The sequence below is a fragment of the Mesorhizobium sp. LNJC391B00 genome (assembly GCF_000502535.1).
GTDB lineage: Bacteria > Pseudomonadota > Alphaproteobacteria > Rhizobiales > Rhizobiaceae > Mesorhizobium.
In genome coordinates this window covers 40,625-65,247 of record NZ_AYWI01000018.1, presented here as the reverse complement: position 1 = coordinate 65,247, position 24,623 = coordinate 40,625, and the positions used below count along the sequence as shown (strand labels likewise).

Below are 24,623 nucleotides of genomic sequence, written 5' to 3'. Positions count from 1 at the left end.
CTGGTTGTTCTGTCCTGTTTTTAAAGTGGCGCTTGGGTCGGCGCGATACATAGGCACGGCATTGCTGCCTGTAAAGCGAAATGGGCCGGCTCAACAAGCCAGCCCATTCGACGTAAAAAATCAGGTCGTCAGTAGAGACCGCCGCCGGGTGCCTGGATAGCTTCCGTAGCCTGCGGCGATAGCGGTCCGCCGGCGCCGTTGGACCCGTCGGCGCCCATGCCGATCACCCAATAGCTGTCGGCGGGGCCGGTGCCGGGCTTGAAGGCTTCGATGATGGTGCCGGGATCGCCCGACGCGGCACGCATGCCGGTCTTGCGGTTGATGGCGACCAGGTTCATGCCTTCCGGCACCTTGAAGTCGACATTGGGCGTGCCGTCCAGCGCAACGCGCATGAAGTCCTTGAAGATAGGCGCCGCCAGACCGCCGCCGGTGGCGCCATGGCCGAGACCGCGCGGCGTGTCGTAACCCATGTAGAGGCCGACGACCAGGTTCGGCGTATAGCCGATGAACCAGGCGTCCTTCTCGTCATTGGTCGTTCCGGTCTTGCCGGCGATGTGGCGGCCAAGCTCGGCGATGGTGGCGCCGGTGCCGCGCTGGACCACGCCTTCCATCATCGAGGTGATCTGGTAGGCCGTCATCGGATCGAGCACCTGCTCGGAATTGTCGACCAGTTCCGGTTCGGGCTGGTTGTTCCATTCGGGCGCGTTGCAGCCTTCGCAGCCGCGCTCGTCCTGCTTGAACACGGTCTTGCCATAGCGGTCCTGGATGCGGTCGATGAGCGAGGGTTTGATCGACTTGCCGCCATTGGCCATGATCGAATAGGCCGACACCATGCGCATCACCGTCGTCTCGCCGGAGCCCAGCGCCATCGGCAGATACGGCGCCAGATGGTCGTAGACGCCGAACCTCTCGGCATATTCCACCACCAGCTTCATGCCCATGTCGTTGGCGAGTCGCACCGTCATCAAATTGCGCGACTTTTCGATGCCGGAACGCAAGGTCGCGGGGCCTGCCACCGTGCCGTCATAGTTCTTCGGCGTCCAGGTCGTAGTGCCGCTCTGGATGGTGATCGGTCCGTCCATGATCACCGAGGCCGGCGTATAGCCATTGTCGAGCGCGGCCGAATAGACGATCGGCTTGAAGGACGATCCCGGCTGGCGCATCGCCTGCGTGGCACGGTTGAACTCCGACTGCGCATAGGAGAAGCCGCCGACCATGGCCAGCACGCGGCCGGTATGTGGATCCATGGCGATCAAGCCGCCCTCCACTTCCGGCACCTGGCGCAGCGTGTAGGCGCCTTCCGACCCTTCGTTCTTCTGCACGAAGATGACGTCGCCGGGCTGCAGTACATCGGCCGGAGACTTGGCCTTCACCGTCTTGCCATCGACCACATGGCGCATGGCAAAGCTCATGTCTTCCTTGCTGACGGCGCCTTCGATGCGTTCCTTGACGATATCGCCCGAAATCTGCCGCGTCGGCTGCAGGCCGATGGAAAGGCCGGTCGCCGAGCTGTCGAGCACGACGGCAAGCGACCATTCCGGCACGTCTTCCAGCCCCTTGACGTTGCCCAGCGCCACGCCCCAGTCGCCGGAGGCATCGATGTGCGTCACCGGTCCGCGATAGCCGCGCAGCGTGTCGTATTTGAGCAAGCCGTTCTGCATCGACTTGCGGGCGATGAGCTGGATCTTCGGATCGAGCGTCGTGCGCACCGAAAGGCCGCCCTCATAGAGCGCGTTCTCGCCATAGCGCGAGATGATCTGGCGGCGCACTTCCTCGGTGAAATATTCACCCGCAAACAGATAGGAGCCGTTGCGACGCGGCGTCACGCCGAGCGGCTCGGCCTTGGCCTTGTCGCCTTCCTCGCGCGTCACGTACCCGTTCTCGACCATCTGGTCGATGACCCAGTTGCGGCGCTCGATGGCGCGGTCGGCATGCTTGAAGGGATGGTAGTTGTTGGGCCCCTTCGGCAGCGACGCCAGATAAGCGGCTTCCGCGACGGTGAGTTCGTTGACCGACTTGTCGAAATAGGTCAGTGCCGCGCCCGCAACGCCATAGGCGCCGAAACCGAAGAAGATTTCGTTGAGATAGAGCTCAAGGATGCGGTCCTTCGAATAAGCCTGCTCGATGCGGAAGGCCAGGATCATCTCCTTGATCTTGCGCTCGTAGGTCTGGTCCGAGGACAAGAGGAAGTTCTTCGCCACCTGCTGGGTGATGGTCGAGGCGCCGACCTGGCGCCTGCCCGAACCCAGATTCTGCAGGTTGACGTAGATGGCGCGGCCAAGCCCGGTGATGTCGATGCCGGGATGGTTGTAGAAATTCTTGTCCTCGGCCGACAGGAACGCCGCCTTGACCCGGTCCGGAACCGCCTGGATCGGCAGATAGAGCCGCCGTTCGCGCGCATATTCGGCCATCAGCGAGCCGTCGGAAGCATGGATGCGGGTCGTCACCGGCGGCTCGTACTTGGCCAGAACCTCGTAGTCGGGCAGGTCTTTCGATAGATGGCTGATGTATATCGCCACGCCCGCGGCGACGATAAGCGCCAGCGTCGTGCCGATACCAAAGAAATAGCCGATAAGACGAATCATGCCCGCTCCAGTCCGAGGTTCGGGAATTTCCTAGACGAAGCCGCCTTTCGCGCAAGCCTTCGCAACTGTCCCGATCCGTGATGGAAACCCATGTCGCCACCATGTGGGCAAAATACGGCAGTGCCCGGTTTAGGCATCCCCCACCTGAAATAAAAGCGCCTGGTGTTGTCGTCGTGCAACGCTGCCTCCGGTCGTGGGCGGCGGCGACCATCTCAGCCTCCGGTTCCCGTTCCCATCTTGGCGGAGGCAAACAGGGCGACGGCGTTGGTGATGCTCTGCGCCGCCTTGCCGCGCCAGTCGGCGTCGAGCAGTTGCGCTTCATCCTTGGCGTTGGAGAGATAGCCGAGTTCCACCAGCACCGACGGCACATCGGGCGCTTTCAGCACTTTGAAGCCGGCCGAACGCTGCGGATTGTTGATCAGGCCGACGCTGGTGGACAACTGGCCGACCAGAGTGTGGGCAAAGCTCATCGAGAAATTATGCGTCTCGCGGCGGATCAGGTCGATCAGTATGTCGGTGACTTCCTTGTTGTCGTCCTTGATCACCATGCCGGCGAACTGGTCGGAGAGGTTTTCACGGTCGGCAAGCGCCTGCGCTTGCGGATCGGACGCCTTGTCGGAGACGGTATAGACGGTGGCGCCTCTGATACCCTTGACGCTGATCGTGTCGGCATGGATCGAGATCAAAAGGTCGGCCTCGTGCTGACGGGCGATGCGCACGCGGTCATCGAGCCGCAGGAACTCGTCGGAATCGCGCGTCATGAACACGTCGTAGTTGCCGACGGCGGCGAGCTTGTCGCGCAATTCGGTGGCGAAGGCCAGCGTCACGTTCTTCTCGATGGTGCCGTTGAGGCCTTCGGCGCCACCGTCGATGCCGCCATGGCCGGGATCGATGACGATGGTGAAGCGATGCCCGGGATTGGAGATCGGCCCTGTGCCGACCCTGGAGCCCTTGTCGGTGGAGACGGTCGAGCCAGTGGTCAGCGCCTGGTTGGCAAGGGCTTCGTCGAACTCGCGGTCGGAGGCTGCCGACATGTCGATGGCGATGCGATAGCCTGCGCCGTCCTCGTTCTTGAGCACCTCGAGCTTGTCGACCGAGAACGGTCCCTTGCCGGTCAGGATCAGCCGCGATCCCTCGCCCTGATCGCCATAACGCACCGCCTTGACCAGGCCGCGGGCCTTGGCGTCCTTCGCGCTAATGGCGAATCGGGTGCGCGGGAGGTCCACGACCAGCCGGTTGGGGCCGCGCAGCAGGAACCATTTGATGTCGGGCTCGCGGTCGAAATCGATGACGATGCGCATCTTGGTTGCGTCGCCGGCCATCTTGTAGGCGGTGGCGCCGAGTGGCGCATCGGCGGCGCGTGAAACCGGCGCAAAAGCAAGGCAAAGCGCCAGCAGCAACAGCACACCGGCAGCGCGCAGGAAACGGCCTGCACGGCCATGGCCCTTGTCTGTGGTGCCCGCCAGTCCCATTTCTTTGCAGTCGCTCCCGGTTTGGCGCCTTGCGCCCGCGTGGTTGGTCGAAATGCCGGTCAGGCCGCAGACTCGATTAACGATTGGTATCCAGAGAAGGTTAACCAAGCCTTTTCATTGAGGATTAAGGCCTGTGCTTCCGTTACGGCACTGCTTTTTGCCGGCATCCGAAATCGGGGTTGCCTTCCACCCCGTCAAATCATAAAAGCGATGGTGGATCACTGCAATCCTGGAACCGCTTCTCCCGCAGCTTCCTGCTACAGGTCAGATGAAAGGCGGCTCCTTTCGCTCCAGCGAAAAGGCTTCAGGTGATCGCGACGAATTTCGCAGGTGTGCGCCCGTGGCGGGGGAATCGCCTGCGTGAGGAAAACGGCCGGGTTTGTTCCCGTGCCGGCTCTGTATGAGCAAACAAGCTGGTCCGGTTCGTCCGGGCTTTGGTTCAAAAGGTTCTGCTGGTGACGATGGCTTCAAGCGCAATCATGGAAAGGTCCGCATCAAACCGCGCCATTGTGGCTGCGGGCGGCACCGCCATGGCGCTCAAGCGGCGTCCGGCGGACATTCAGACATCCGGCACCCACATCCCAGACACGCAGCAGCGGGCTTTGCCTCGCAAGCTGCGGCTGACGGCTGCCGGGAGGAAACGAAATAATGCCCAACAAAATGCTGATAGACGCCTCCCACCCGGAGGAAACACGCGTTGTCGTTATCCGCGGTAACCGTATTGAAGAATTCGACTTTGAATCTCAGGACAAGAAGCAGCTCAAAGGAAACATCTATCTCGCCCGCGTAACGCGTGTCGAACCTTCCCTCCAGGCAGCCTTTGTCGAATATGGCGGCAACCGTCACGGTTTCCTCGCCTTCAGTGAAATTCACCCCGACTATTACCAGATCCCGGTCGCCGATCGTCAGGCTTTGCTGCGCGCCGAAGCGCAGGAAGCCGAGGACGAGGAGAACGAGGACAATGACGGCGACGACCGCCAGAGTCGCGATCGCGGCCGGCGCGGCCGCCGGCGCGGCGGCAAGGGTCGTGAGCGCGGCGAACACAAGCGCGACGCCGGCGCCGATGATGAAAACGGCGAACATGGCGATGCCGGCAGCGATGCCGTCTCCGAAGCGCCTGCTTCCGAGCATGCCGCGGCCAATACCGCCGGGCATGACGATCATGCCGGGCATGGCGACAGCGAAGCCTCCGACGCCGAGACATCCGGGACCGAACCGTCGGAAGGCGGCCCGACATCGATCGCGGCAAGCGTCGAAGCGGATGTGATCTCCGAAGCTGTCCCTGCGGCGGAGCCGGGTGACGAAAGGTCGTCCAGCGAGGCAAGTGGCGAAGCCACCTCCGAGGACAATGATCGCGGCATGCTGGAAGAGGTGCAGTCCTCGCATCCGGACGACCACGAGATCGAATCCGTAGGCGCCGAGGATGCGCTGGAAGAGGTGCGCAGCCGCCGCAAGCCGGTGCGCCGCCAGTACAAGATTCAGGAAGTCATCAAGCGCCGGCAGATCCTGCTGGTGCAGGTGGTCAAGGAAGAGCGCGGCAACAAGGGCGCTGCACTCACCACCTATCTGTCGCTTGCCGGCCGCTATTCCGTGCTGATGCCCAACACCGCACGCGGCGGCGGCATTTCGCGCAAGATCACCAGTGCGGTCGACCGCAAGCGCCTCAAGGAGGTCGTTGCCGATCTCGAAGTGCCGCAGGGCATGGGCGTCATCCTGCGCACCGCCGGCGAAAGCCGCACCAAGGCGGAAATCAAGCGCGACTACGAATATCTGATGCGGCTTTGGGAAAACGTCCGCAATCTGACGCTGCAATCCACCGCCCCTGCCCTCGTCTATGAGGAAGGCAGCCTGATCAAGCGCTCGGTGCGCGACCTCTACAACAAGGATATCGACGAGATTCTTGTCTCCGGCGAGGAAGGCTACCGCGAGGCCAAGGATTTCATGCGCATGCTGATGCCGAGCCACGCCAAGGTGGTTCAGCCGTTCCGCGACACGACGCCGATCTTCGTGCGCAACGGGATCGAGGCGCAGCTCGACCGCATGCTGCAGCCGCAGGTGACGCTGAAGAGCGGCGGCTACATCATCATCAACCAGACCGAGGCGCTGGTCGCCATCGACGTCAATTCGGGCCGCTCCACCAAGGAGCACTCGATCGAGGACACCGCTCTCCACACCAACCTTGAAGCGGCGGAAGAAGTCGCCAGGCAATTAAGGCTGCGCGATCTCGCCGGCCTGATCGTCATCGACTTCATCGACATGGAGGAGAACCGCAACAACCGCTCCGTCGAGAAGCGGCTGAAGGATCACCTCAAGAACGACCGAGCCCGCATCCAAGTCGGCCGCATCTCGCATTTCGGCCTGATGGAGATGTCGCGCCAGCGCATCCGCGCCAGCGTGCTGGAATCAACCATGAAGCCGTGCCCTCATTGCGGCGGCACTGGCCATGTGCGCTCCGATTCGTCGGTGGCGCTGATGGTGGTGCGGGCGATCGAGGAATTCCTGCTCAAGGATTCGCGCAGCCACATCACGGTGCGGACCCCGGCGGCGACCGCTCTCTATGTGCTCAACCACAAGCGCGGCACGCTGGTGGAACTCGAAAGCCGCTTTGGCCTGACCATCACCGTCGAGGCCGATGATACGGTCGGTGTGCAGCACTACGCGATCTTCCGCGGCGCCATTGCCGAAAAGCCGGAAGGCTTTGTCGAAGCGCGAACCTTCCCGGCCTATGTCGAGCCGGAAGAGCCCGAGGACGAGATCGTCATCGAGGAGGAAGACGACGAGGTTGTGGTACAGGCCGAGCAGCCGCGCCAGGCGCAGCCGCAATCGCAGCAGCAGCAGCCGAGATCGGCTGAGGACGGCGAAGGCCGCGACCGCAAGCGTCGCAAGCGCCGCAGGCGGCGCGGCGGCAAGGATCGCGAACGCGAACATGGCGATCGCGAGCATGGCGCCGAAGGTGCTTCGGTTTCGGCGGCAAGCGACGACTTTGCCGCTGAACCAGGCGATGACGATGCAACACAGCAAGACGAAGCCCAGGTTGGCGCCGTCGAAACGGTGGAAGCATCAGATGACGCCCAGGGCAAGAAGCGCCGTCGCGGCAAGCGCGGCGGCAAGCGCAATCGTCGCGAAGACGGCACGGAGACCGAAGCCGGCGAAACCGCCTCGGTGGCCGAGGCCGCTGAAGTCGGAACGGCCGCAAGCGAGCCCGTAGCAGCCGTAGCGGTTGAAGAAGCGGCGGCTCCCGCCGCGGCGAACGACGACGCTCCAGCCGAAAAGCCGAAGAAGAAGCGCGCTTCAAGGGCAAAGAAGGCTGTGGTGGAAGTCGCCGATGAGACGGCGGCCGAGGCTGCACCGGAAGCTGCCGTCGAAGCTGCCGCCCCCGCTGCGGCCGATGCCGCCACGGAAACGACCGTCGACGACGAGCCCGCCAAGGCTCGCCCGTCACGGCGCAAAGCCGTGGCCGCGGATACCTCCGCGGTGCCGGTGGTTTCCTCCAGCGTTGCCGACGAGGCAAAGGCCGAGGAAAAGCCGAAGCGCGCCGGCTGGTGGCAGCGGAAGGGCTTTTTCTAAGCTATTCAGCCGATTAAGATAGGTTCCTGACAAAAATCCCGCGCCATTCAAACCACGGCGCGGGATTTTTTCATGCGCGAATGATGGAAGGCGTCAGGGGGCGAAAATCGACCAGTTCATCATCCTGGCCAGTTTTTCCAAGGCGATCGACCCCAACTTGGAATTGCCGTTGGCGTTCAAGCCCGGCGACCATACGGCGAGTGAAGCCACACCCGGCACGATCCCCAATATGCCCCCGCCGACGCCGCTTTTTCCCGGAATGCCGACACGGAAGGCGAAATCGCCGGAGCCGTCATAGTGGCCGCAGGTCAGCATCATGGCGCCGATGCGCCGCGCCCGCTCGGCAGACACCACGGAGTGCCCGGTTGCCGGGTTTCTGCCGCCATTGGCGAGGAAGCGGCCGGCCAGCGCCAATTGCCGGCAGCTCATGGCGATCGCGCAATGGTGGAAGTACACGCCCAGCGACAGCTCGGGTGCATGGTTGAGATTGCCGAAGGATTTCATGTAGTTGGCAAGCGCGAAGTTGCGATAGCCGGTGGCGCGTTCGGATGCCGCGACCTCGCGGTCGATGATGATGGTTTCGTCATCGGCAAGGAACTGGATGAAGCGCAGGATTTCGCCGATCGCCTCGCGCGGCTGGTGGCCGGCAAGCAGTATGTCGGACACGACGATGGCGCCGGCATTGATGAACGGATTGCGCGGAATGCCGTTCTCATGCTCGAGTTGCACGATCGAGTTGAACGGATTGCCCGACGGCTCGCGTCCGACACGCTGCCACAGCGCGTCACCGACATTGCCGAGCGCCAACGTAAGCGTAAACACCTTGGAGATGGACTGGATCGAAAACGCCTGGTCGGCGTCGCCGGCGACCAGCACGCGGCCGTCATTGGTCACGGCGGCAATGCCGAATTTCTTCGGATCGACCTTGCCGAGCTGCGGAATGTAGGTGGCGACGTCACCGCGATCGGTGCGCTCGGCCATCTCGGCGGCGACGTCGGCCAGCGCTTGTTTAAGATCCGGCATGCTCGTCCCCGCTATTTCAGCCAGCGCTCGATGCGCGCCATCGCCTCGACCATGTCGTCATGGCTGCCGGCATAGGAAAAGCGCATCGTGCGGTGTCCTGCCAGCGGATCGAAATCGCGACCGGGCGTCGCCGCCACATGCGCTTCGGCCAGCATTTTGCGCGCAAAGGCCATGCTGTCATTGGTATGCCGGGTGACATCGCAGAAAGCGTAGAAGGCGCCGTCCATCGGCGCCGCCAAGGGAAATCCGAGTTCCGGCAGGCGCCGCATCAACAGCTCGCGGTTCCAGGCATAGCGCGCCTTCACCGCTTCCAGCTCTTGGGTCGCCTTGAAGGCCTCGATCGCGGCGATCTGCGACAGTTCCGGCGGCGAGATGTAGAGGCTCTGGGCGATGCGCTCGATCGGCCTCACCAGAGCTTCCGGCAGCACCATCCAGCCGATGCGCCATCCGGTCATGCAATAATATTTCGAGAAGGAATTGATCACCGTCACGCCTGAGCCATGGGCCAGCGCCGTGGTGTCGGGCGCGGCATAGGCCAGCCGGTGATAAATTTCGTCCGATATCACCGCGATGCCGAGTTCTTCGGCTGTCCTCACCAGTGCCGACAACTTGTCGACGGGAATGACCGCACCTGTCGGATTGGCCGGGCTGGCGAACAACACACCCTTCAGCGGTTTTTCCCGGTGCGCCGATTTCAAATGTTCGGCATGAAGATAGGCGTCGCTGCCGAGCTCGATCTCGACGATCTGGATACCGAGCGCGGCCATGATGTTGCGGTAGGCCGGATAGCCGGGTGCTGCGATGGCGACGCGGTCGCCGGGATCGAACATCGCCAGGAATGCCAGATTGAAGGCGGCCGACGATCCCGTGGTCACGGCGATCCGGTTCGGCGCGACATCGATCCCGTAATGGTCGCCATAATGCGTGGCGATCGCCTTGCGCAGATCCGCCAGACCGAGCGTGTCGGTATAGCCGATGCGTCCGATCCTCAGCGCATTTGCGGCTGCTTCCCTCACGCCCACGGGCGCCGGATCGGATGGCTGGCCGACGGCCATGGAGACGACAGGCACGCCCGTCGCCTTCAGCCGGTTGGCTTCGGCCAGAATGTCCATGGCGTGAAACGGCTCGACTTCACCGCGGCGCGACAGCGAAACTACCATTTGACCTCAATCTTTCCGTCCAGCCCGCCGCTCAAAGCCATCAACCGGCGGCAGCGCCGCACAAATGCCCGATTGATGTGAGGATCACAAGTTCGCCTAGTTTCGGTGCCGTGACTTTTCATCGTTCGCGCGCTCGTTTACCAGTGGACCTCATGCTGAGCCGACCCAAATCAACGATGTCCAAATCTTCCATCGGGAAGACAGCGCGCGGCTTCGCGACGCTTTTGCTTGCCGCCGCCGTCGCTGTCACCGGCTCGGTGACGGCCTTCGCCCAGGCGGTGCCGGTCGTGCGCGATGCCGAGATCGAGGCGCTGGTGCGCGACTATGCGCGGCCGATCTTCAAGGCGGCCGGTCTTGCCAATGACGGTGTCGATATCGTTCTGGTCAACGATCAGAGCTTCAACGCCTTCGTCACCGGGCGCCGGCTGTTCATCAACACCGGCGCGCTGATGCAGGCCGAAACGCCCAATGAGATCATCGGCGTCATCGCCCACGAGGCCGGCCACATCGCCGGCGGCCATCAGCAGAAATTGCGCGACCAGCTCGAGCGCGCCAAGACCATGGCCATCATCGCCACGCTGCTTGGCGCCGGCGCCATCGTTGCCGGCGCCACCACCAACAGCCGCGGCCTTGCCGGCGCCGGCATGGGTGTCGCCGCGGGCGGCGGCGAGATGGCGCAGCGCAGCATTCTTGCCTACCAGCGCACCGAAGAGTCGACCGCCGACCGCTCTGCCATCACCTATCTCAATGCCACCGGCCAGTCCGGCATGGGCATGCTGAAGACCTTCGCCCGCTTCCAGAGCGCGCTGTCGCTTTCCGGCACGCAGGTCGATCCCTACCGCATCAGCCACCCGATGCCGCAGGAGCGCATCGCCAATCTCGAAGTGCTGGTCAAGCAGAGCCCCAATGTCGACAAGGTCGATCCGCCGGCACTGCAGCAGCGGCACGACATGATGCGCATCAAGATCGCCGCCTATATGGGCGGCCAGCCCGCGGCCACGCGGCTGATCCGCAAGGCCCCGGGCAGCCTCGCCTCGCGCTATGGCGAAGCGCAGATGGCCTATCTCTACGGCAATCTGGGTGCGGCGCTGACCAAGGCCAATGCACTGATCAAGGAACAGCCGAAGAACCCCTACTTCCAGGAAATGCGCGGCGACATACTGATGAAGGCCAACAAGCCCAAGGACGCCGCGGACGCCTATGCCAAGGCGGTCAGCCTCGATCCGGTGAGGTCGGGCCTGTTGCCCGTTTCTCTCGGCCAGGCGCTGATGGCCATCGGCACGCCCGATTCGCTGAAGAAGGCGGTGGTGCAGATCAACAACGGCCTCGGGCGCGACAAGGAAAACACGGTCGGATACCGCTATCTCGCCCAGGCCTATGGCGAGCTTGGCAACATTCCGGCGGCGGAACTCGCCACCGCCGAGGGCCATTTCTATTCCGGCGATTACACGAATGCGAAAATTTTCGCCATGCGCGCGCAAAAGGACTTGAAGCGTGGCGAACCCGGCTGGATTCGGGCGCAGGACATCATAAACTACAACCCTTCAGGCAAACTCAAGAAATGAACCGGTCGCCGGCGGCGACTAGGATAGACCGGAACCGGTAAAGAGGATCAGACGATGAACAAGGCAATATTGCTCGGCACGACGGGAGTGGCGGCTGCTCTTGCCATGCTGGCTTTCGGGTTCGTCGCCGGCAGTCCGCAGGTGGCCAAGGCCGGCACGGCGCAGGCCGTGCAGACCGCCTCGGCCGACACCAAGATCGATCGCACCGAGGTCGAGGGCATTATCCGCGACTATCTCCTGAAGAACCCCGAAGTGCTGCTCGAAGTGCAGGAGGCGCTCGAGGCCAAGCAGAAGGAAGAGCAGCGCATCGCCAGCCTCGGAGTCATCGAGAAGGCCAAGTCCGAGATTTTCAACTCGACCTTCGACGGTGTCGTCGGCAACCCGAAGGGCAAGGTCACCATCGTCGAATTTTACGATTACAATTGCGGCTTCTGCAAACGCGCCATCGACGACATGCAGGCTCTGACAAAGGCCGATCCGGAGCTGCGCTTCGTGCTCAAGGAATTCCCGATCCTCGGGCCGGATTCGCAAAAGGCCAGCGTCGTCTCGATGGCTTTCCACCTGATGCATCCGGAGAAATACGGCGAGTTCCACAACGCCCTGCTCGGCGGCCAGGGCCGCGCCACCGAGGCGGCGGCCATCAAGGTTGCGCTGTCGCTAGGCGCCGATGAGGCGAAATTGCGCGAGAAGATGAAGGACCCGACCATCACCGAGGCCTTCTCCAAGACCTTCGACCTCGCCAACAAGCTGGCCATCACCGGAACGCCGTCCTATGTCGTCGGCAATGAGGTGGTGTTCGGGGCGCTCGGCCAGGAAGTGCTGGCTGAAAAGATCGAGGCGGCGAAAGCCGCGCTCTGATCTTGCACGCGAGCCTATTTCTCACGGGCACATTTCCGCCTGTTGTGGACAGTGAAAGATCGCACTTGTGCTCTTTCCGCGGGCAGCTATGCCCATTATAGAAGGCCCTGCGCGCCGGCTTGAGGCCGGCGTCGGAAAAGGTCGGCATTTTTGAAAACGATTTTCGTCCTGAACGGCCCCAACCTGAACGCGCTCGGCAAGCGCGAGCCGGGCATCTATGGCGGCAAGACGCTTGCCGCGATCGCCGACGACTGCAAGCAGGCGGGCGCCGCGCTTGGCCTCGAGATTGATTTTCGCCAGTCGAACCATGAGGGCGACCTCGTCGACTGGATCCAGGAAGCCGGCGACAAGGCAGCCGGCATCGTCATCAATCCGGGTGCCTACAGCCACACCTCGATTGCCATTCACGACGCCATCCGCGCTGTCGCGCCGCTGCCCGTCGCCGAAGTTCACCTCTCCAACATCCACGCGCGGGAACCATTCCGCCACGTCTCCATGGTCGCGCCGGTCGCTGTCGGCATGATCTGCGGGTTCGGGCCGCTTGGCTACTCGCTGGCGCTGCAGGCGCTGGCGGCACGCCTATGACCGGCCCACAAACAGAAGGCTCGAAAATGTCGATAAAGAAGACCGGTGTTGACCAGCAACTGATCCGCGATCTCGCGGGCATACTGAACGACACCAATCTCACCGAGATCGAAGTCGAGCTCGGCGACCTGAAGGTGCGCGTATCGCGCCAGGCGCCGGCCGTCCACGCCATCGCCGCACCGCAGGCCGGTTATGCTCCGGCAGCGCAGCAGCCCGCGGCGGGCGCGGCTGCCGCACCAGCAGTGGCCGATCCGTCCAAGAACGCGGTCCCCTCGCCGATGGTCGGCACCGCTTATCTCGCGCCCTCGCCCGACGCTAAGGCCTTCATCGAAGTCGGCCAGAAGGTCAAGGAAGGCCAGACGCTGCTGATCATCGAAGCGATGAAGACGATGAACCAGATCCCTTCGCCGCGCGCCGGCACGGTGACGGCGATCCTGTTCGAGGACGGCCAGCCGGTCGAGTACGGCATGCCGCTCGTCGTGATCGAGTAGAGCGGGCCGGATGTTCCAGAAGATCCTCATCGCCAACCGCGGCGAAATCGCGCTTCGGGTGCTGCGCGCCTGCAAGGAACTCGGCATCCAGACCGTGGTCGTGCATTCGACCGCCGACGCTGACGCCATGCATGTCAGGCTCGCCGACGAAAGCGTGTGCATCGGTCCGCCGCCGTCGCGCGACAGCTACCTCAACATCCACCAGATCGTCGCCGCCTGCGAGATCACCGGCGCCGACGCCGTGCACCCGGGCTACGGTTTCCTGTCGGAGAACGCCAAGTTCGCCGATATCCTCGCCGCCCACAACATCACCTTCATCGGTCCGTCGGGCGACCATATCCGCATCATGGGCGACAAGATCGAGGCCAAGCGCACGGCAAAGCGGCTCGGCATTCCGGTTGTGCCGGGCTCCGACGGCGCAGTCACCGACCAGAAGGAAGCCAGGCGCATTGCCGCCGAGATCGGCTATCCCGTGATCATCAAGGCTTCGGCAGGCGGTGGCGGGCGCGGTATGAAGGTCGCCCTTACCGAAGCCGATCTCGAGATCGCCTTGCAGACAGCCAGCACGGAGGCCGGCGCGGCCTTCGGCGACGATGCCGTCTACATCGAGAAATACTTGGAAAAGCCGCGCCACATCGAGGTCCAGGTATTCGGCGACGGCGCCGGCCGCGGCGTGCATTTCGGCGAGCGCGACTGTTCGCTGCAACGCCGCCACCAGAAAGTCTGGGAAGAGGCGCCCTCGCCGGCCCTCAACGCCGAGGAGCGCGCCCGCATCGGCAATATCTGTGCCAAGGCCATCGCCGACCTCGGCTACTCCGGCGCAGGCACCATCGAATTCCTGTACGAGAATGGCGAGTTCTACTTCATCGAGATGAACACGCGGCTGCAGGTCGAGCATCCGGTGACGGAGGCGATCACCGGCATCGATCTGGTCCACGAACAGATCCGCGTTGCCTCCGGCGGCGGGCTTTCGGTGCGCCAGGAGGACATCAAGTTCAACGGCCACGCCATAGAATGCCGCATCAATGCCGAGGACCCGCGCACCTTCACGCCTTCGCCCGGCACGATTACGCATTTCCACACGCCTGGCGGTCTCGGCATCCGCGTCGATTCCGGTGTCTATTCCGGCTACAAGATCCCGCCCTATTATGACAGCCTGATCGGCAAGCTGATCGTGCACGGCCGCAACCGCGTCGAATGCATGATGCGGCTGCGCCGGGCGCTCGACGAGTTCGTCGTCGATGGCATCAAGACGACACTGCCGCTGTTTCGCGACCTGGTCGGCAATGCCGATATCGCCAATGGCGACTACGACATCCACTGGCTGGAAAAGTATCTGGCCAAAGAGGAATAGCGCCCGAATTGCCGCTATGATGCCGCGATGACCCGCCCTTACGCTCCCGGCTATCGCATTCCGACCGACCTGTTGCTCAAGGCCTATGCCTCGGGCGTCTTCCCGATGGCCGAGAGCGCTTCCGACCCGGAAGTGTTCTGGGTGCGGCCGGAGACGCGCGGCATCATTCCGCTCGATGGCTTCCACACGCCGAAGAGCTTGAAGAAGACGATCCGCAAGCACCCGTTCGACATCCGCTTCGATTTCGATTTCGAGGCGACGATCGACGGCTGCGCCGAAAAGCGCGAGGAGCGCCGCTCGACCTGGATCAACGCGCCGATCCGCGAAGCCTATATCGAACTGCACCGTCTTGGGCACTGCCATTCGGTCGAGGCATGGCGCGAGGAACGGCTGGTCGGCGGCCTCTATGGCGTGTCGCTCGGTCGCGTGTTCTTCGGCGAAAGCATGTTCGCCCGGGAAACCGACGCGTCCAAGACCTGCCTGTATCATCTGGTCGAGCGGCTGAAGGCGCGCGGCTTTGCCCTGCTCGACACGCAATTCACCACTGAGCATCTCAAACGCTTCGGCGCGGTCGACGTGCCGCGCGTCAAATACGAGAAGATGTTGGCCGAGGCGCTGAAGGGCGAAGCCGTTTTTTATCCCTGACCGGAGACCGAGCGGCCGAGCCGGCTCGACCGGTGAAAAGGGGTCAGCCCTTCGCGGTTTCCATCGGCGTCTGCGAATGGAACATCATCTTCCAGCCGTTGACACGGTGGACATAGCCGGTGCTGACCAGCGCCGCGTAGGGCTCGCCGTTTTCCCGTGTCGCATGAGCCTCATAGGTCAGCATGATAATGTCGCTGCCGGGCTCGATGATACCCTTGAGGTCGATCTGAAGGTCGCGCCAGCGGTTGGGCTTGGTCGCGGTCTTGGCCAGATCGGCATTGTCCATTGCCTGTGCCATCTCAGGAAACGCCACCAGGCATTCTGTGTCGACATTGGCGGCGTAATAAGCTTCGTCGCCCGTCCAGAACCCCTTTTCGAGTTCGAGCAGGTCGTCTTTGCTGGCCGTGATCCGTTTGCTGTCCGACATCAGAATATCCTCCAAGCGCATAAATGCGTCATCGTCCATGGCCCAACGCATAGTTGCCACCACGGTTCCGGAGGATCAGTTGGTGTTGGTCGCGTCAGGTTCCGTGGGGTCTGGCTGTTCGGCGGCCGGAGCAGCGGCGGGCTTTGGCTTGGACGTGTCGACCTTGGGCGTCTCGGCATTGGCCGCGTCGGGCGGCGGCACATCCGACTTCTGCTTGCAGCCCTTTAGCCAGACGTCATAGACGGCGTGCTCGACGGCGTTTAGGCCGGGGCTCTCGGCGAACATCCAGCCGGTGAAGATGCGGCGGATCTTGCGGTCGAGCGTGATTTCGTCGACTTCGACGAAGGAATCGGTCTTCGGCTCTTCATTCTCCGGCCGCGAATAGCAGATGCGCGGCGTCACCTGCAAAGCGCCGAACTGCACGGTTTCGTCGATGTAGACATCGAAGGTGATGATACGGCCGGTGATCTTGTCGATGCCGGCAAATTCGGCGACCGGATTGGTGATGCGATCGGAGATTGCGGGTGCTGCCGCAGGCGCCTGCGCCGCGGCAAACGCTGTCGGGAACATGGCGATAGCGCCAATTGCCGCCAGTCCGGCCATCGATGTCAGGCTGAAAATGTTCATGCGGAGATACCGGTGGTTTGGGCCCGGGTGATTCTGTCACGCCCAAGGCTATTCGCCGTTGTCATATCAGCAAGCAGCTAAACGCCAATTGTGGCGACAAAGGACCGGCCGGCGGTCAAGAACCAGGCGTCCACGCATCGTAGTCGCCCGTCACCTGCGGACGGTGCTGATTGGTGAGCACGGAACCCTTCGGGCGATAAGCCGCCGGTGTTCCCGTGAGGTTCGGCTCATGCGCCTTTTCCCATTCGCGCGGCCGATAGTCATCGCTTGGCGGCGCCACATCGACGCGGTGATGCATCCAGCCGTGCCAGCCCGGAGGGATCGCCGACGCCTCCGAATAATTGGCGTAGATGATCCAGCGGCGGGTGCGGCCTTCCGAATCGACGCCGCCTTCGTAGTAGACATTGCCGGCCCCATCCTGGCCGACCTTGTTGCCGTGGCGCCAGGTGTGAAAACGGGTTCCCAGCGTCTGGCGGTTCCACCAGGTGAAAAACTGCAGAAGGAAAGTTTTCATTCAGATCCTCGCGGGCGCGCGGCGGTGGCTGTTCCCTGCTTATGGCGTCAGGCCTTGGCGAAGGCAAGGGTTTTGCGGCGCCTGCGGCACTGACGGCATGCCGAAACGCTCGGTCATTGGCCGATCCATTTCGCACCTGCGAACCGACGCTTGCCAAGCCGGCTGCGTCTTCCTAAAGCTCTCATCGCCCGGCGCTGCCGCATGACCCCGAAAATCGAAATCGATTTTCGGAAAGGATCATGCGCAAACCAAAGTGCTACAGCGTCCTTTGCGCGTCCACGGGACGCGCGGCGCTGTAGTCAACGCCGGCTGCGGGAGGTGAGGAATGGCCTTAGCTGTCGCCAGGATCAGTGCGGAGACAATACGCGCCCGCAAGGGCGGCGTGCCGGTCGTATGCCTTACCGCTTACACCTATCCCGTCGCCCGCCTGCTCGACGATCATGTCGACCTTCTCCTGGTCGGCGACAGCGTTGCCATGGTGCTGCATGGCCACAAGACCACGCTCGGCGCCTCGCTGGAGATGATGATCGCCCATGGCCAGGCCGTGATGCGCGGTTCGTCAAAGGCCTGCGTGGTGGTCGACATGCCGGCCGGCAGCTACGAGACTTCGGCCGCGCAAGCCCTTGCCTCGGCGCGCCGCATCTCTGAGGAAACCGGCTGCGAGGCGGTGAAGCTGGAAGGCGGCGTCGAAGTAGCCCTCCAGATCGCCGCAATCGTCACGGCCGGCATTCCAGTGATGGGCCATATCGGCTTGCAGCCGCAATCGGTGGAAAAGGACGGTGGCTACAAGATCAAGGGCCGCACGCCGGAGAATGTGGCCGCGCTCATGCGCGACGCCGACGCGGTCGCAAAGGCCGGCGCGTTTTCGCTGGTCATCGAAGGCACGGTCGAGACCGTTGCCGCCGACCTCACCCGGCACATTACCATTCCTACCATCGGCATCGGCGCCAGCCGCGATTGCGACGGCCAGATCCTGGTCATCGACGACATGGTCGGCCTGACGGTCGACCGGGTGCCGAAATTCGTCAAGGAATACGCCGATTTGCGCAGCGCTGTCGCCGATGCCGCGGCGCGTTATGCGGCGGAGGTGCGCAGCCGCACCTTCCCCGGGCCGGGCCACGTCTTTTCAGCCGCGAGCGACAAGGACAAGGCATGAACCGGCCCCCCATCCGCCAGCCGCTCGTCGTCGACACCGTGCCCGGCCTTCGCGCGCAGATCCGCGAATGGCGGCGCGAAGGCCTGAGCGTCGCCATGGTGCCGACCATGGGCGCTTTGCATGACGGCCATATCTCGCTGGTCGGGGCTGCGCTCGCAACGGCCGATCGCTGCGTCGTCTCCATCTTCGTCAACCCGGCCCAGTTCGCCCCCACTGAAGATCTCGACAAGTATCCGCGGCAGCTGGCCCGCGATCTCGACCGGCTGACCGAGGCCGGCGCACAGCTTGCCTTCACGCCTACGGTTTCCGAAATGTATCCGGCAGGCTTTGCGACGAAGATTTCGGTCGGCGGCCCGTCTTCTGGCCTGGAATCGGATTTAAGGCCGACCTTCTTCGAGGGCGTCGCCACGGTCGTGGCCAAGCTCTTTCTGCAAGCCCTGCCCGACTACGCCATCTTCGGCGAAAAAGACTACCAGCAGCTTTGCGTCGTCCGAAAGCTCTGCCGCGATCTCGACTTGCCGGTGGAAATCGTCGGCGCGCCAACCGTGCGCGATGCGCATGGCCTGGCAATGTCGTCGCGCAACGCCTATCTCGACGCCGCCGAGCTCGACGTCGCGCGACAGCTCAATGTCATCTTGCGCCAGACGGCGGCAGCGCTCGCGGCCGGTGCCGATGAAAACGGCGTGACCGGTAAAGCCACTGCCGCGCTTCTCGAGGCAGGCTTCGACAGCGTCGACTATGTCGCCGCGCGCGAGAGCCTGACGCTCACCTCGTGGCGGCGTGACGGCGATGGCCGCCTGCTTGCCGCGGCGTGGCTTGGCAGAACCAGGTTGATCGACAATGTGGAAGTTTACTCATTTATTCCCTGAAAAATTCCAATTCCGTTCACTTTGATTTGTATCGCAGAGCGGCCCGAGCGCTCTTAGACAACGGCTCATCAGGTACGTTCTGGCCAGCCCGTAAGCGCTCACGATACACCGAACGCCGCTGTGAGACGTTTCACAGACGTAACCAAGCCGGCTATGTTGTGTGCGACCCCAGGCAGAGACAGTGTGTGACCTGCCACTACGCTGCAATCCTTACGAGGCTCTACGTGTCTGTCCAGGCCAACATAGTCGGTCGCGCCCTGCCGCAGATCGTCGAGGCAATCTACGATTCGATTGTCGATGTCGGCCGTTGGCCATCGACGCTTGAATCAATCTGCAAATTGGCGCTCGGCCGGCTTGCCATGCTGGCGGTCGTCGATACGGCGAGAAACTCTGCCCGGTTTTCGACTTCCTGCGGCGATCCGGTTCTGCTTGAGCCGCTGCAGCGCGACTACGCCTGCGAGGTGCCCTTTTTCAAGGCGGTGCCGAAGATGGAAGTCGACATACCGTTGACCGTCGACAGCGTCTACGCCCTGCAAGGCCCTGACGCCCGCCAGAACTGGCTCGAAAGCCGCATCGTGCGCGAGTGGGTGGAACCCAACCGTCTCGACGATTTCTTCTGGGTAGCGCTGATGAAGCAGCCGGCGCGCACCGGCACGCTGATGGTGGTTACCGATAAGGACAGGCCTCAGATTTCAGCCAGCGATATCGACCTGATGTCCACGCTCGCCCCCCATGTCCGGCGTGCGGTGACCATCGGCGACCTGTTCGAGGCCGAGCGGCGCAAGGCCGACGTCTTTCGCTCGATCCTCGAGAGCCTCGACCATCCGGTGCTGATCGTCGCCGACGATATGCAGATCATTTTCGCCAATCCGGCAGCCGAAGCCCTGCTCACCGAAACCGCCTCAGTGTCCTCGGTGCGCGGCCAGCTGTCCTTCGCTTATGCCAACGCCAACACCGCCATCGGTCGAGCCGTCCAGCTCGGCACGCGCGACGAATTCGCGCTCGGACCGTCCGGCATCAACATTCCGCTGGTGAAGACCATGTCTCCGGCGGTGGCGCATGTCATGCCTCTGGCGCGACGCGACATTTCGGCCCGCATATCGCCGCGCGCCGCCGCGGCCATCTTCATTGCCGCCGCCGGCGCCGCCTCAGTGCCGGCGCTGGAAGCGATCGCTGCGCTGTTCGGACTGACCGCGGCGGAAAAGCGTGTCGCCGGCCATGTCGCCGCCGGGCTGACACGGCGTGAAATCGCGGCTGCCAGCGGTGTCTCGGACGGCACCGTCAAATCACAGCTGGCGACGATCTTCGACAAGACCGCCACCGGCGATCAGCGAGAGCTGGAACTCCTGATGCGCGAATTGACGCCGCCGCTGCGCTCGGCCTGAAGCCATACTCGGAGCCAATCGTCAAATTTTTCAACTATTTGCCGGTACGCAGGCGTAATCCACAATACCAAGCCGGCATCGTTGCAATTCGGCCAAAATCATGGTGCGGTTCTGCTCCGGTCCGGAGACGGTGCATCGTGCACGACCGGACGTGGAAACCATTTCCTGGGCGGTCCCCGAACTTGATACCGACACGAATTGAACGGCTGCTGCCTTACCTCTTCCTGCTGGCCCTGCTTTGCATCGCGCTCGCTTTCCGTCCGCTACTGCCGGTCGACGAGACGCGTTATCTCAGCGTCGCCTGGGAGATGTATCTCGGTGGACATGTCTTCGTACCGACGATGAACTTTGCGCCCTATCTGCAGAAGCCGCCGCTGTTGTTCTGGCTCATCGATCTCGTCTGGAACATCTTCGGTGTGAGCCGCGCGGCGGCGATGCTCGTCATCTTCGCTGCCTCGTCGCTGGTCATCTGGCTGACGACACTTCTGGCCAAAACCCTGTTTCCCGAGCGCCCGGAAATCGCCAGTCGCATCCCCTGGCTGGTGGCCGGCAGCACCGTCTTTGTCATCTATTCGACCCTGATCCTGTTCGACATGCTTTTGACGGCCTGTGTGGTCGCCGCACTGCTGGCGTTGCTGGGCTTCGCCAGGACCGGCAACCGCTGGCAGGCGGTGCTGGCGGGTCTCTTCATCGGGCTCGGCGTGCTGGCCAAAGGCCCGGTCGTGCTCATTCACATCGGCGCGCCCGTCCTGCTCTATCCCCTCTGGCGTGACCGGCGAGCCGGCCTTGCCCCTTTGCAGTTCTTTGCCGGAGCCGGCCTGGCAATTCTCGCCGCCCTTGTCCCGGTCGCTATATGGCTGGCGCCCGCGACCATCCTGACCAAGGGCAGTTTCGTCTACGATCTCGTCTGGAACCAGTCGGCAGGTCGGGTTACCGGAAGCCTGCACAATTCGCATGGCCGGCCATTTTACTTTTACCTGATGCTGTTGCCGCTCATGTTCGTGCCCTGGGCCTTTATCCCCCCGGTGTGGCGGCTGAGGCCGGTTGCCCGGATACGCAGCCTGATCGACACCAAATCCCCGGATCTGCGTGCCCTGCGCCTGCTGTCGTTCTCGTTCATTGCGGTGCTGCTGGTCTTCAGCGCCATATCCGGCAAGCAGCCGCACTATGTCGTGCCGGCACTACCGTTCGCGACCATTCTGCTGGGCTATTTCATGGCCGAGATTTCAGTCGCCAGGCTGAGGGCGACGGCCTTTGTCATGCTTGCCCTTTTCGCCATCGGCCACGCCGCCGCCTCGGCGACCGTGTTCAAACGCTACGATCTCACGCAGCTGGCGAGCTTCATCGACGAACGAAAGGACGCCGACTGGGCCGTCGCTTACGACTATCAGGGCGAGGTCGGTTTCCTTGGGCGAATAGAGAAGCCATTCGAGAACGCCGACAAGCCTGAGGAATGGCTCAAGTCTCACCCCGGCGGTTACGTCATCGAAAAGCAATCGAAAGATCCGGGCACATCCGAACAGATCGCCTTCCGGCAGCCGGTGGAACGCGGCTATCTGGTCGTGCTGAAAGGACAGCACTGAGCGTTTCGTCGGGCGCCTATCCCAGCGGTTTCTCGAAGATCAGCGCCGGCAACCCCGAACCGCCGCCGCAATCGGCGGTGCTGCCGACCGGCAAAAATCCCTTCGAACGGTAGAAGGCGATGGCCGGCACGTTGGCCTCTTCCACCTCGACGCGCAACCTGTTCGCCTCGGGAAAGCTGGCTTCGACCTCGTCCAGCAAGGCCTGGCCGATGCCTTGCCGCTGGCAGGCCGGCAGTACATAGAGCTGGTTCAGCAGCACGATCTTCGCATCCGTCGTTGCGGCGGCAAAAGCCATGCCGCCGATACGCTTGCCGTCATCGGCGACCAGGAATTCCGAGTTCGGCCTTGTCAGCCGCGCCTTGAGCGAGGCGATCGAATGCCAGTCGTCGGTAATTTCGATCACCCGCTGGGCGCCATAGATCGCGTCGTAGGTTGCGTGCCAGGTTTCGACCAGCAGCGCGCGGACAGCGGCAAGGTCACGTTCGCTGGCGGTGCGGACGAACATTGTTCTATTCGATACCGAGCTTGGCCTTGACCAGATCGTTGACCGCCTGCGGGTTGGCCTTGCCGCCGGTGGCTTTCATCACCTGGCCGACGAACCAGCCGGCCATGGTCGGCTTGGCGCGAGCCTGCTCGACCTTGTCGGGGTTGGCGGCGATCACCTCGTCGACCGCTTTCTCGATGGCGCCGGTGTCGGTGACCTGCTTCATGCCGCGGCTTTCGACCAACTGGCGCGGATCGCCGCCCTCGTTCCAGACGATCTCGAACAGATCCTTGGCGATCTTGCCGGAGATGGTGCCTTCCTTGATCAGGTCGATCACGGCACCGAGCTGCTCCGGTGTTACAGGAGCATTTTCAATGCCCTTGCCGGCCTTGTTAAGCTGGCCGAGCAGGTCATTGATGACCCAGTTGGCGGCAAGCTTGCCGTCGCGGCCCGAGGCCACCTGCTCGAAATAGTCGGCGATCGGCTTTTCCGACACCAGGATCGAGGCGTCGTATGTCGACAGGCCAAGTGAGGAGATCAGGCGCGCCTTCTTGTCGTCGGGCAGTTCCGGCAACTCCTTGGCCAGCGCGTCGACATAGGCCTGGTCGAACTCCAGCGGCAAAAGGTCGGGATCGGGGAAGTAGCGGTAGTCATGCGCCTCTTCCTTGCTGCGCATCGAGCGCGTCTCGCCTTTGACGGCGTCGAACAGCCTGGTTTCCTGGTCGATCTTGCCGCCATCCTCGAGGATGGCGATCTGGCGGCGCGCCTCGAACTCGATGGCCTGGCCGATGAAGCGGATCGAGTTGACGTTCTTGATCTCACAGCGCTTACCGAATTCGCCGCCGGGCTTGCGAACGGAGACGTTGACGTCGGCGCGCATCGAACCTTCGTCCATGTTGCCGTCGCAAGTGCCGAGATAGCGCACGATGGTGCGCAGCTTGGTGACATACGCCTTGGCCTCGTCGGCGGAGCGCATGTCGGGCTTGGAGACAATCTCCATCAGCGCCACGCCGGAGCGGTTGAGATCGACATAGGACATGGTGGGATGCTGATCGTGCATCGACTTGCCGGCGTCCTGCTCCAGGTGCAGGCGCTCGATGCCGATCTCGATATCCTCGAACTCGCCCTGCCGGTCGGGACCGACCGAAATGACGATCGTGCCTTCGCCAACGATCGGCTGCTTGAACTGCGATATCTGGTAGCCCTGCGGCAGGTCGGGATAGAAATAGTTTTTCCGGTCGAAAACCGACTTGTGGTTGATCTGCGCCTTCAATCCGAGGCCGGTGCGGATCGCCTGCTTGACGCATTCCTCATTGATGACCGGCAGCATGCCGGGCATGGCCGCGTCGACCAGGCTGACATTGGCGTTGGGCGCCGCGCCGAAAGTCGTCGACGCCCCGGAAAACAGCTTTGCTTCCGAGGTTACCTGCGCATGGACCTCGAGGCCGATGATGATCTCCCAATCGCCGGTAGCGCCGGGAATAAAACGTTTGGCATCGGGCGTGCGGGTATCGATAAGGGTCATGGTGGCCTGCGCTTTTGGCTCGCGAAAACTGCGATTTTCGCGAATTTGGGTATCGGTCTTCGCTAGTGCAAACCGCTTCGCGAGACAAGCGCCCAAAGCAGCGCAGAGCAGTGGGCTGGCCTTTTCAGCCCCTTTCGGCCGCTCGGCAACCGATAGAATGAACGCCGCCGGCCGGTATTCGGACGGCGGTTTCTTCGTCAGGTCAGGCCGTTGCGATATAGGCCCTGATTTCGTCGGCCTCGCGCTCGACATCCTCGATGCGGCGCTTGACCACGTCGCCGATCGACACGATCCCGTCGAGCAGCCCATCCTTTTCCACCGGCAGATGGCGGAAACGGCCTTTGGTCATGATCTCCATCACCTCGTTGACCGTGTGGTTCTCGTTGCAGATCTTCACTTTCGGCGTCATCGCCGAGCGTACCGTTATATCAAGTGCGGCAGCGCCTTCCCTGGCAACGACCCGCACGATGTCACGCTCGGAAAGGATGCCGACGATCTTGCGATCGCCGTTGGTGATGACCAGTGCACCGATCTTGTGGTCGGCCAGGATTCGAATGGCTTCGCTGAGCTTTACATTCGGCCCGAGCGTGAACACGTCATGGCCTTTTCTCTCGAGAATTGCCTTAACCGTCATGGCGTCCTCCTCCTCCTGCTTGGCTAGCCAGCTCCCGCCCTGACCGGCTTCACATAAGAGTGAACATCGTGCGCCGTGATCGGTTGCTTTTCAAGTGTGCCAGTGGGGTGTGCC

The 24,623-nt window shown here is 62.8% G+C and carries 21 protein-coding genes; 11 read left to right on the top strand and 10 right to left on the bottom strand.

The features are described from left to right. Positions 1-128 precede the first annotated feature (128 nt). Together X750_RS136855 and X750_RS136860 are read right to left on the bottom strand one after the other, a co-directional pair. Complete coding sequence (locus X750_RS136855) at positions 129-2,585, bottom strand: penicillin-binding protein 1A (RefSeq protein WP_023738931.1); 2,457 nt, start codon at positions 2,583-2,585, stop codon at positions 129-131. 212 nt (positions 2,586-2,797) lie between these two features. Beyond that, entirely contained in the window at positions 2,798-4,057 is a 1,260-nt protein-coding gene (locus X750_RS136860) for an N-acetylmuramoyl-L-alanine amidase (protein ID WP_023748770.1), read from the bottom strand. Between the two features lie 648 nt (positions 4,058-4,705). Here X750_RS136860 and X750_RS136865 point away from each other — a divergent pair. Next, positions 4,706-7,624, top strand: a complete 2,919-nt coding sequence (locus X750_RS136865; protein ID WP_023691224.1) for a ribonuclease E/G — start codon at positions 4,706-4,708, stop codon at positions 7,622-7,624. A gap of 93 nt (positions 7,625-7,717) precedes the next feature. Here X750_RS136865 and X750_RS136870 read toward each other — a convergent pair whose 3' ends face one another. Both X750_RS136870 and X750_RS136875 read right to left on the bottom strand, forming a co-directional pair. After that, complete coding sequence (locus tag X750_RS136870; protein WP_023748769.1) at positions 7,718-8,647, bottom strand: glutaminase; 930 nt, start codon at positions 8,645-8,647, stop codon at positions 7,718-7,720. Between the two features lie 11 nt (positions 8,648-8,658). Then, a complete protein-coding gene (locus X750_RS136875; RefSeq protein ID WP_023748768.1) occupies positions 8,659-9,807 on the bottom strand; it encodes an aminotransferase class I/II-fold pyridoxal phosphate-dependent enzyme in 1,149 nt (382 codons plus the stop codon). Positions 9,808-9,959: 152 nt separating this feature from the next. Between X750_RS136875 and X750_RS136880 the strand changes: the two genes are divergently transcribed. The 6 genes from X750_RS136880 (at position 9,960) to aat (ending at position 15,305) form a co-directional block, all read left to right on the top strand. Then, a complete protein-coding gene (locus X750_RS136880) occupies positions 9,960-11,372 on the top strand; it encodes a M48 family metalloprotease (RefSeq protein WP_023748767.1) in 1,413 nt (470 codons plus the stop codon). 54 nt (positions 11,373-11,426) lie between these two features. Continuing rightward, on the top strand, positions 11,427-12,230 hold the full coding sequence (locus tag X750_RS136885) for a DsbA family protein (RefSeq protein ID WP_023748766.1): 804 nt from the start codon (positions 11,427-11,429) through the stop codon (positions 12,228-12,230). 150 nt (positions 12,231-12,380) lie between these two features. Next, entirely contained in the window at positions 12,381-12,815 is a 435-nt protein-coding gene (gene aroQ / locus X750_RS136890; RefSeq protein ID WP_023667485.1) for a type II 3-dehydroquinate dehydratase, read from the top strand. Positions 12,816-12,841: 26 nt separating this feature from the next. Continuing rightward, positions 12,842-13,306 carry an acetyl-CoA carboxylase biotin carboxyl carrier protein gene (gene accB / locus X750_RS136895; RefSeq protein ID WP_023681496.1) on the top strand — a complete coding sequence of 155 codons (465 nt, stop codon included), beginning with the start codon at positions 12,842-12,844 and terminating at the stop codon, positions 13,304-13,306. 10 nt (positions 13,307-13,316) lie between these two features. After that, positions 13,317-14,660 (top strand): acetyl-CoA carboxylase biotin carboxylase subunit, encoded by a 1,344-nt coding sequence (gene accC / locus X750_RS136900; RefSeq protein ID WP_023681497.1) that lies wholly within the window; start codon positions 13,317-13,319, stop codon positions 14,658-14,660. 27 nt (positions 14,661-14,687) lie between these two features. Next, positions 14,688-15,305: a leucyl/phenylalanyl-tRNA--protein transferase gene (gene aat / locus X750_RS136905; RefSeq protein ID WP_023667488.1), complete on the top strand. Its 618-nt coding sequence runs from the start codon at positions 14,688-14,690 to the stop codon at positions 15,303-15,305. A gap of 43 nt (positions 15,306-15,348) precedes the next feature. Here the strand turns inward: aat and X750_RS136910 are convergent, their stop codons facing one another. The 3 genes from X750_RS136910 to X750_RS136920 all read right to left on the bottom strand — a co-directional run bounded on the left by X750_RS136910 (position 15,349) and on the right by X750_RS136920 (position 16,873). Further along, the gene (locus X750_RS136910) at positions 15,349-15,732 is read right to left on the bottom strand and encodes a hypothetical protein (protein ID WP_023667489.1); all 384 of its coding nucleotides are present in this window, start codon (positions 15,730-15,732) and stop codon (positions 15,349-15,351) included. A 75-nt stretch (positions 15,733-15,807) separates the two neighbouring features. After that, on the bottom strand, positions 15,808-16,359 hold the full coding sequence (locus X750_RS136915; RefSeq protein WP_023667490.1) for a DUF2155 domain-containing protein: 552 nt from the start codon (positions 16,357-16,359) through the stop codon (positions 15,808-15,810). Positions 16,360-16,474: 115 nt separating this feature from the next. Continuing rightward, positions 16,475-16,873, bottom strand: a complete 399-nt coding sequence (locus X750_RS136920; protein WP_023710575.1) for an NADH:ubiquinone oxidoreductase subunit NDUFA12 — start codon at positions 16,871-16,873, stop codon at positions 16,475-16,477. A gap of 325 nt (positions 16,874-17,198) precedes the next feature. On the opposite strand from X750_RS136920, the gene panB reads away from it, so the two are divergent. The 4 genes from panB to X750_RS0133845 all read left to right on the top strand — a co-directional run bounded on the left by panB (position 17,199) and on the right by X750_RS0133845 (position 21,866). Further along, positions 17,199-18,029, top strand: a complete 831-nt coding sequence (panB, locus tag X750_RS136925; RefSeq protein ID WP_023681501.1) for a 3-methyl-2-oxobutanoate hydroxymethyltransferase — start codon at positions 17,199-17,201, stop codon at positions 18,027-18,029. 11 nt (positions 18,030-18,040) lie between these two features. Further along, entirely contained in the window at positions 18,041-18,898 is an 858-nt protein-coding gene (gene panC / locus X750_RS136930) for a pantoate--beta-alanine ligase (protein WP_023748765.1), read from the top strand. A gap of 224 nt (positions 18,899-19,122) precedes the next feature. Further along, positions 19,123-20,283 carry a PAS domain-containing protein gene (locus X750_RS136935; protein ID WP_023748764.1) on the top strand — a complete coding sequence of 387 codons (1,161 nt, stop codon included), beginning with the start codon at positions 19,123-19,125 and terminating at the stop codon, positions 20,281-20,283. Positions 20,284-20,465: 182 nt separating this feature from the next. Next, positions 20,466-21,866: a glycosyltransferase family 39 protein gene (locus X750_RS0133845; protein ID WP_050485847.1), complete on the top strand. Its 1,401-nt coding sequence runs from the start codon at positions 20,466-20,468 to the stop codon at positions 21,864-21,866. 16 nt (positions 21,867-21,882) lie between these two features. On the opposite strand, the gene X750_RS136940 is transcribed toward X750_RS0133845, so the two are convergent. The 3 genes from X750_RS136940 to X750_RS136950 all read right to left on the bottom strand — a co-directional run bounded on the left by X750_RS136940 (position 21,883) and on the right by X750_RS136950 (position 24,509). Beyond that, positions 21,883-22,371 (bottom strand): GNAT family N-acetyltransferase, encoded by a 489-nt coding sequence (locus X750_RS136940; RefSeq protein WP_023710580.1) that lies wholly within the window; start codon positions 22,369-22,371, stop codon positions 21,883-21,885. A gap of 4 nt (positions 22,372-22,375) precedes the next feature. After that, the gene (gatB, locus tag X750_RS136945; RefSeq protein WP_023748763.1) at positions 22,376-23,875 is read right to left on the bottom strand and encodes an Asp-tRNA(Asn)/Glu-tRNA(Gln) amidotransferase subunit GatB; all 1,500 of its coding nucleotides are present in this window, start codon (positions 23,873-23,875) and stop codon (positions 22,376-22,378) included. Between the two features lie 202 nt (positions 23,876-24,077). Beyond that, positions 24,078-24,509: a CBS domain-containing protein gene (locus X750_RS136950; RefSeq protein WP_023667498.1), complete on the bottom strand. Its 432-nt coding sequence runs from the start codon at positions 24,507-24,509 to the stop codon at positions 24,078-24,080. Between the last annotated feature and the right edge of the window lie 114 nt (positions 24,510-24,623).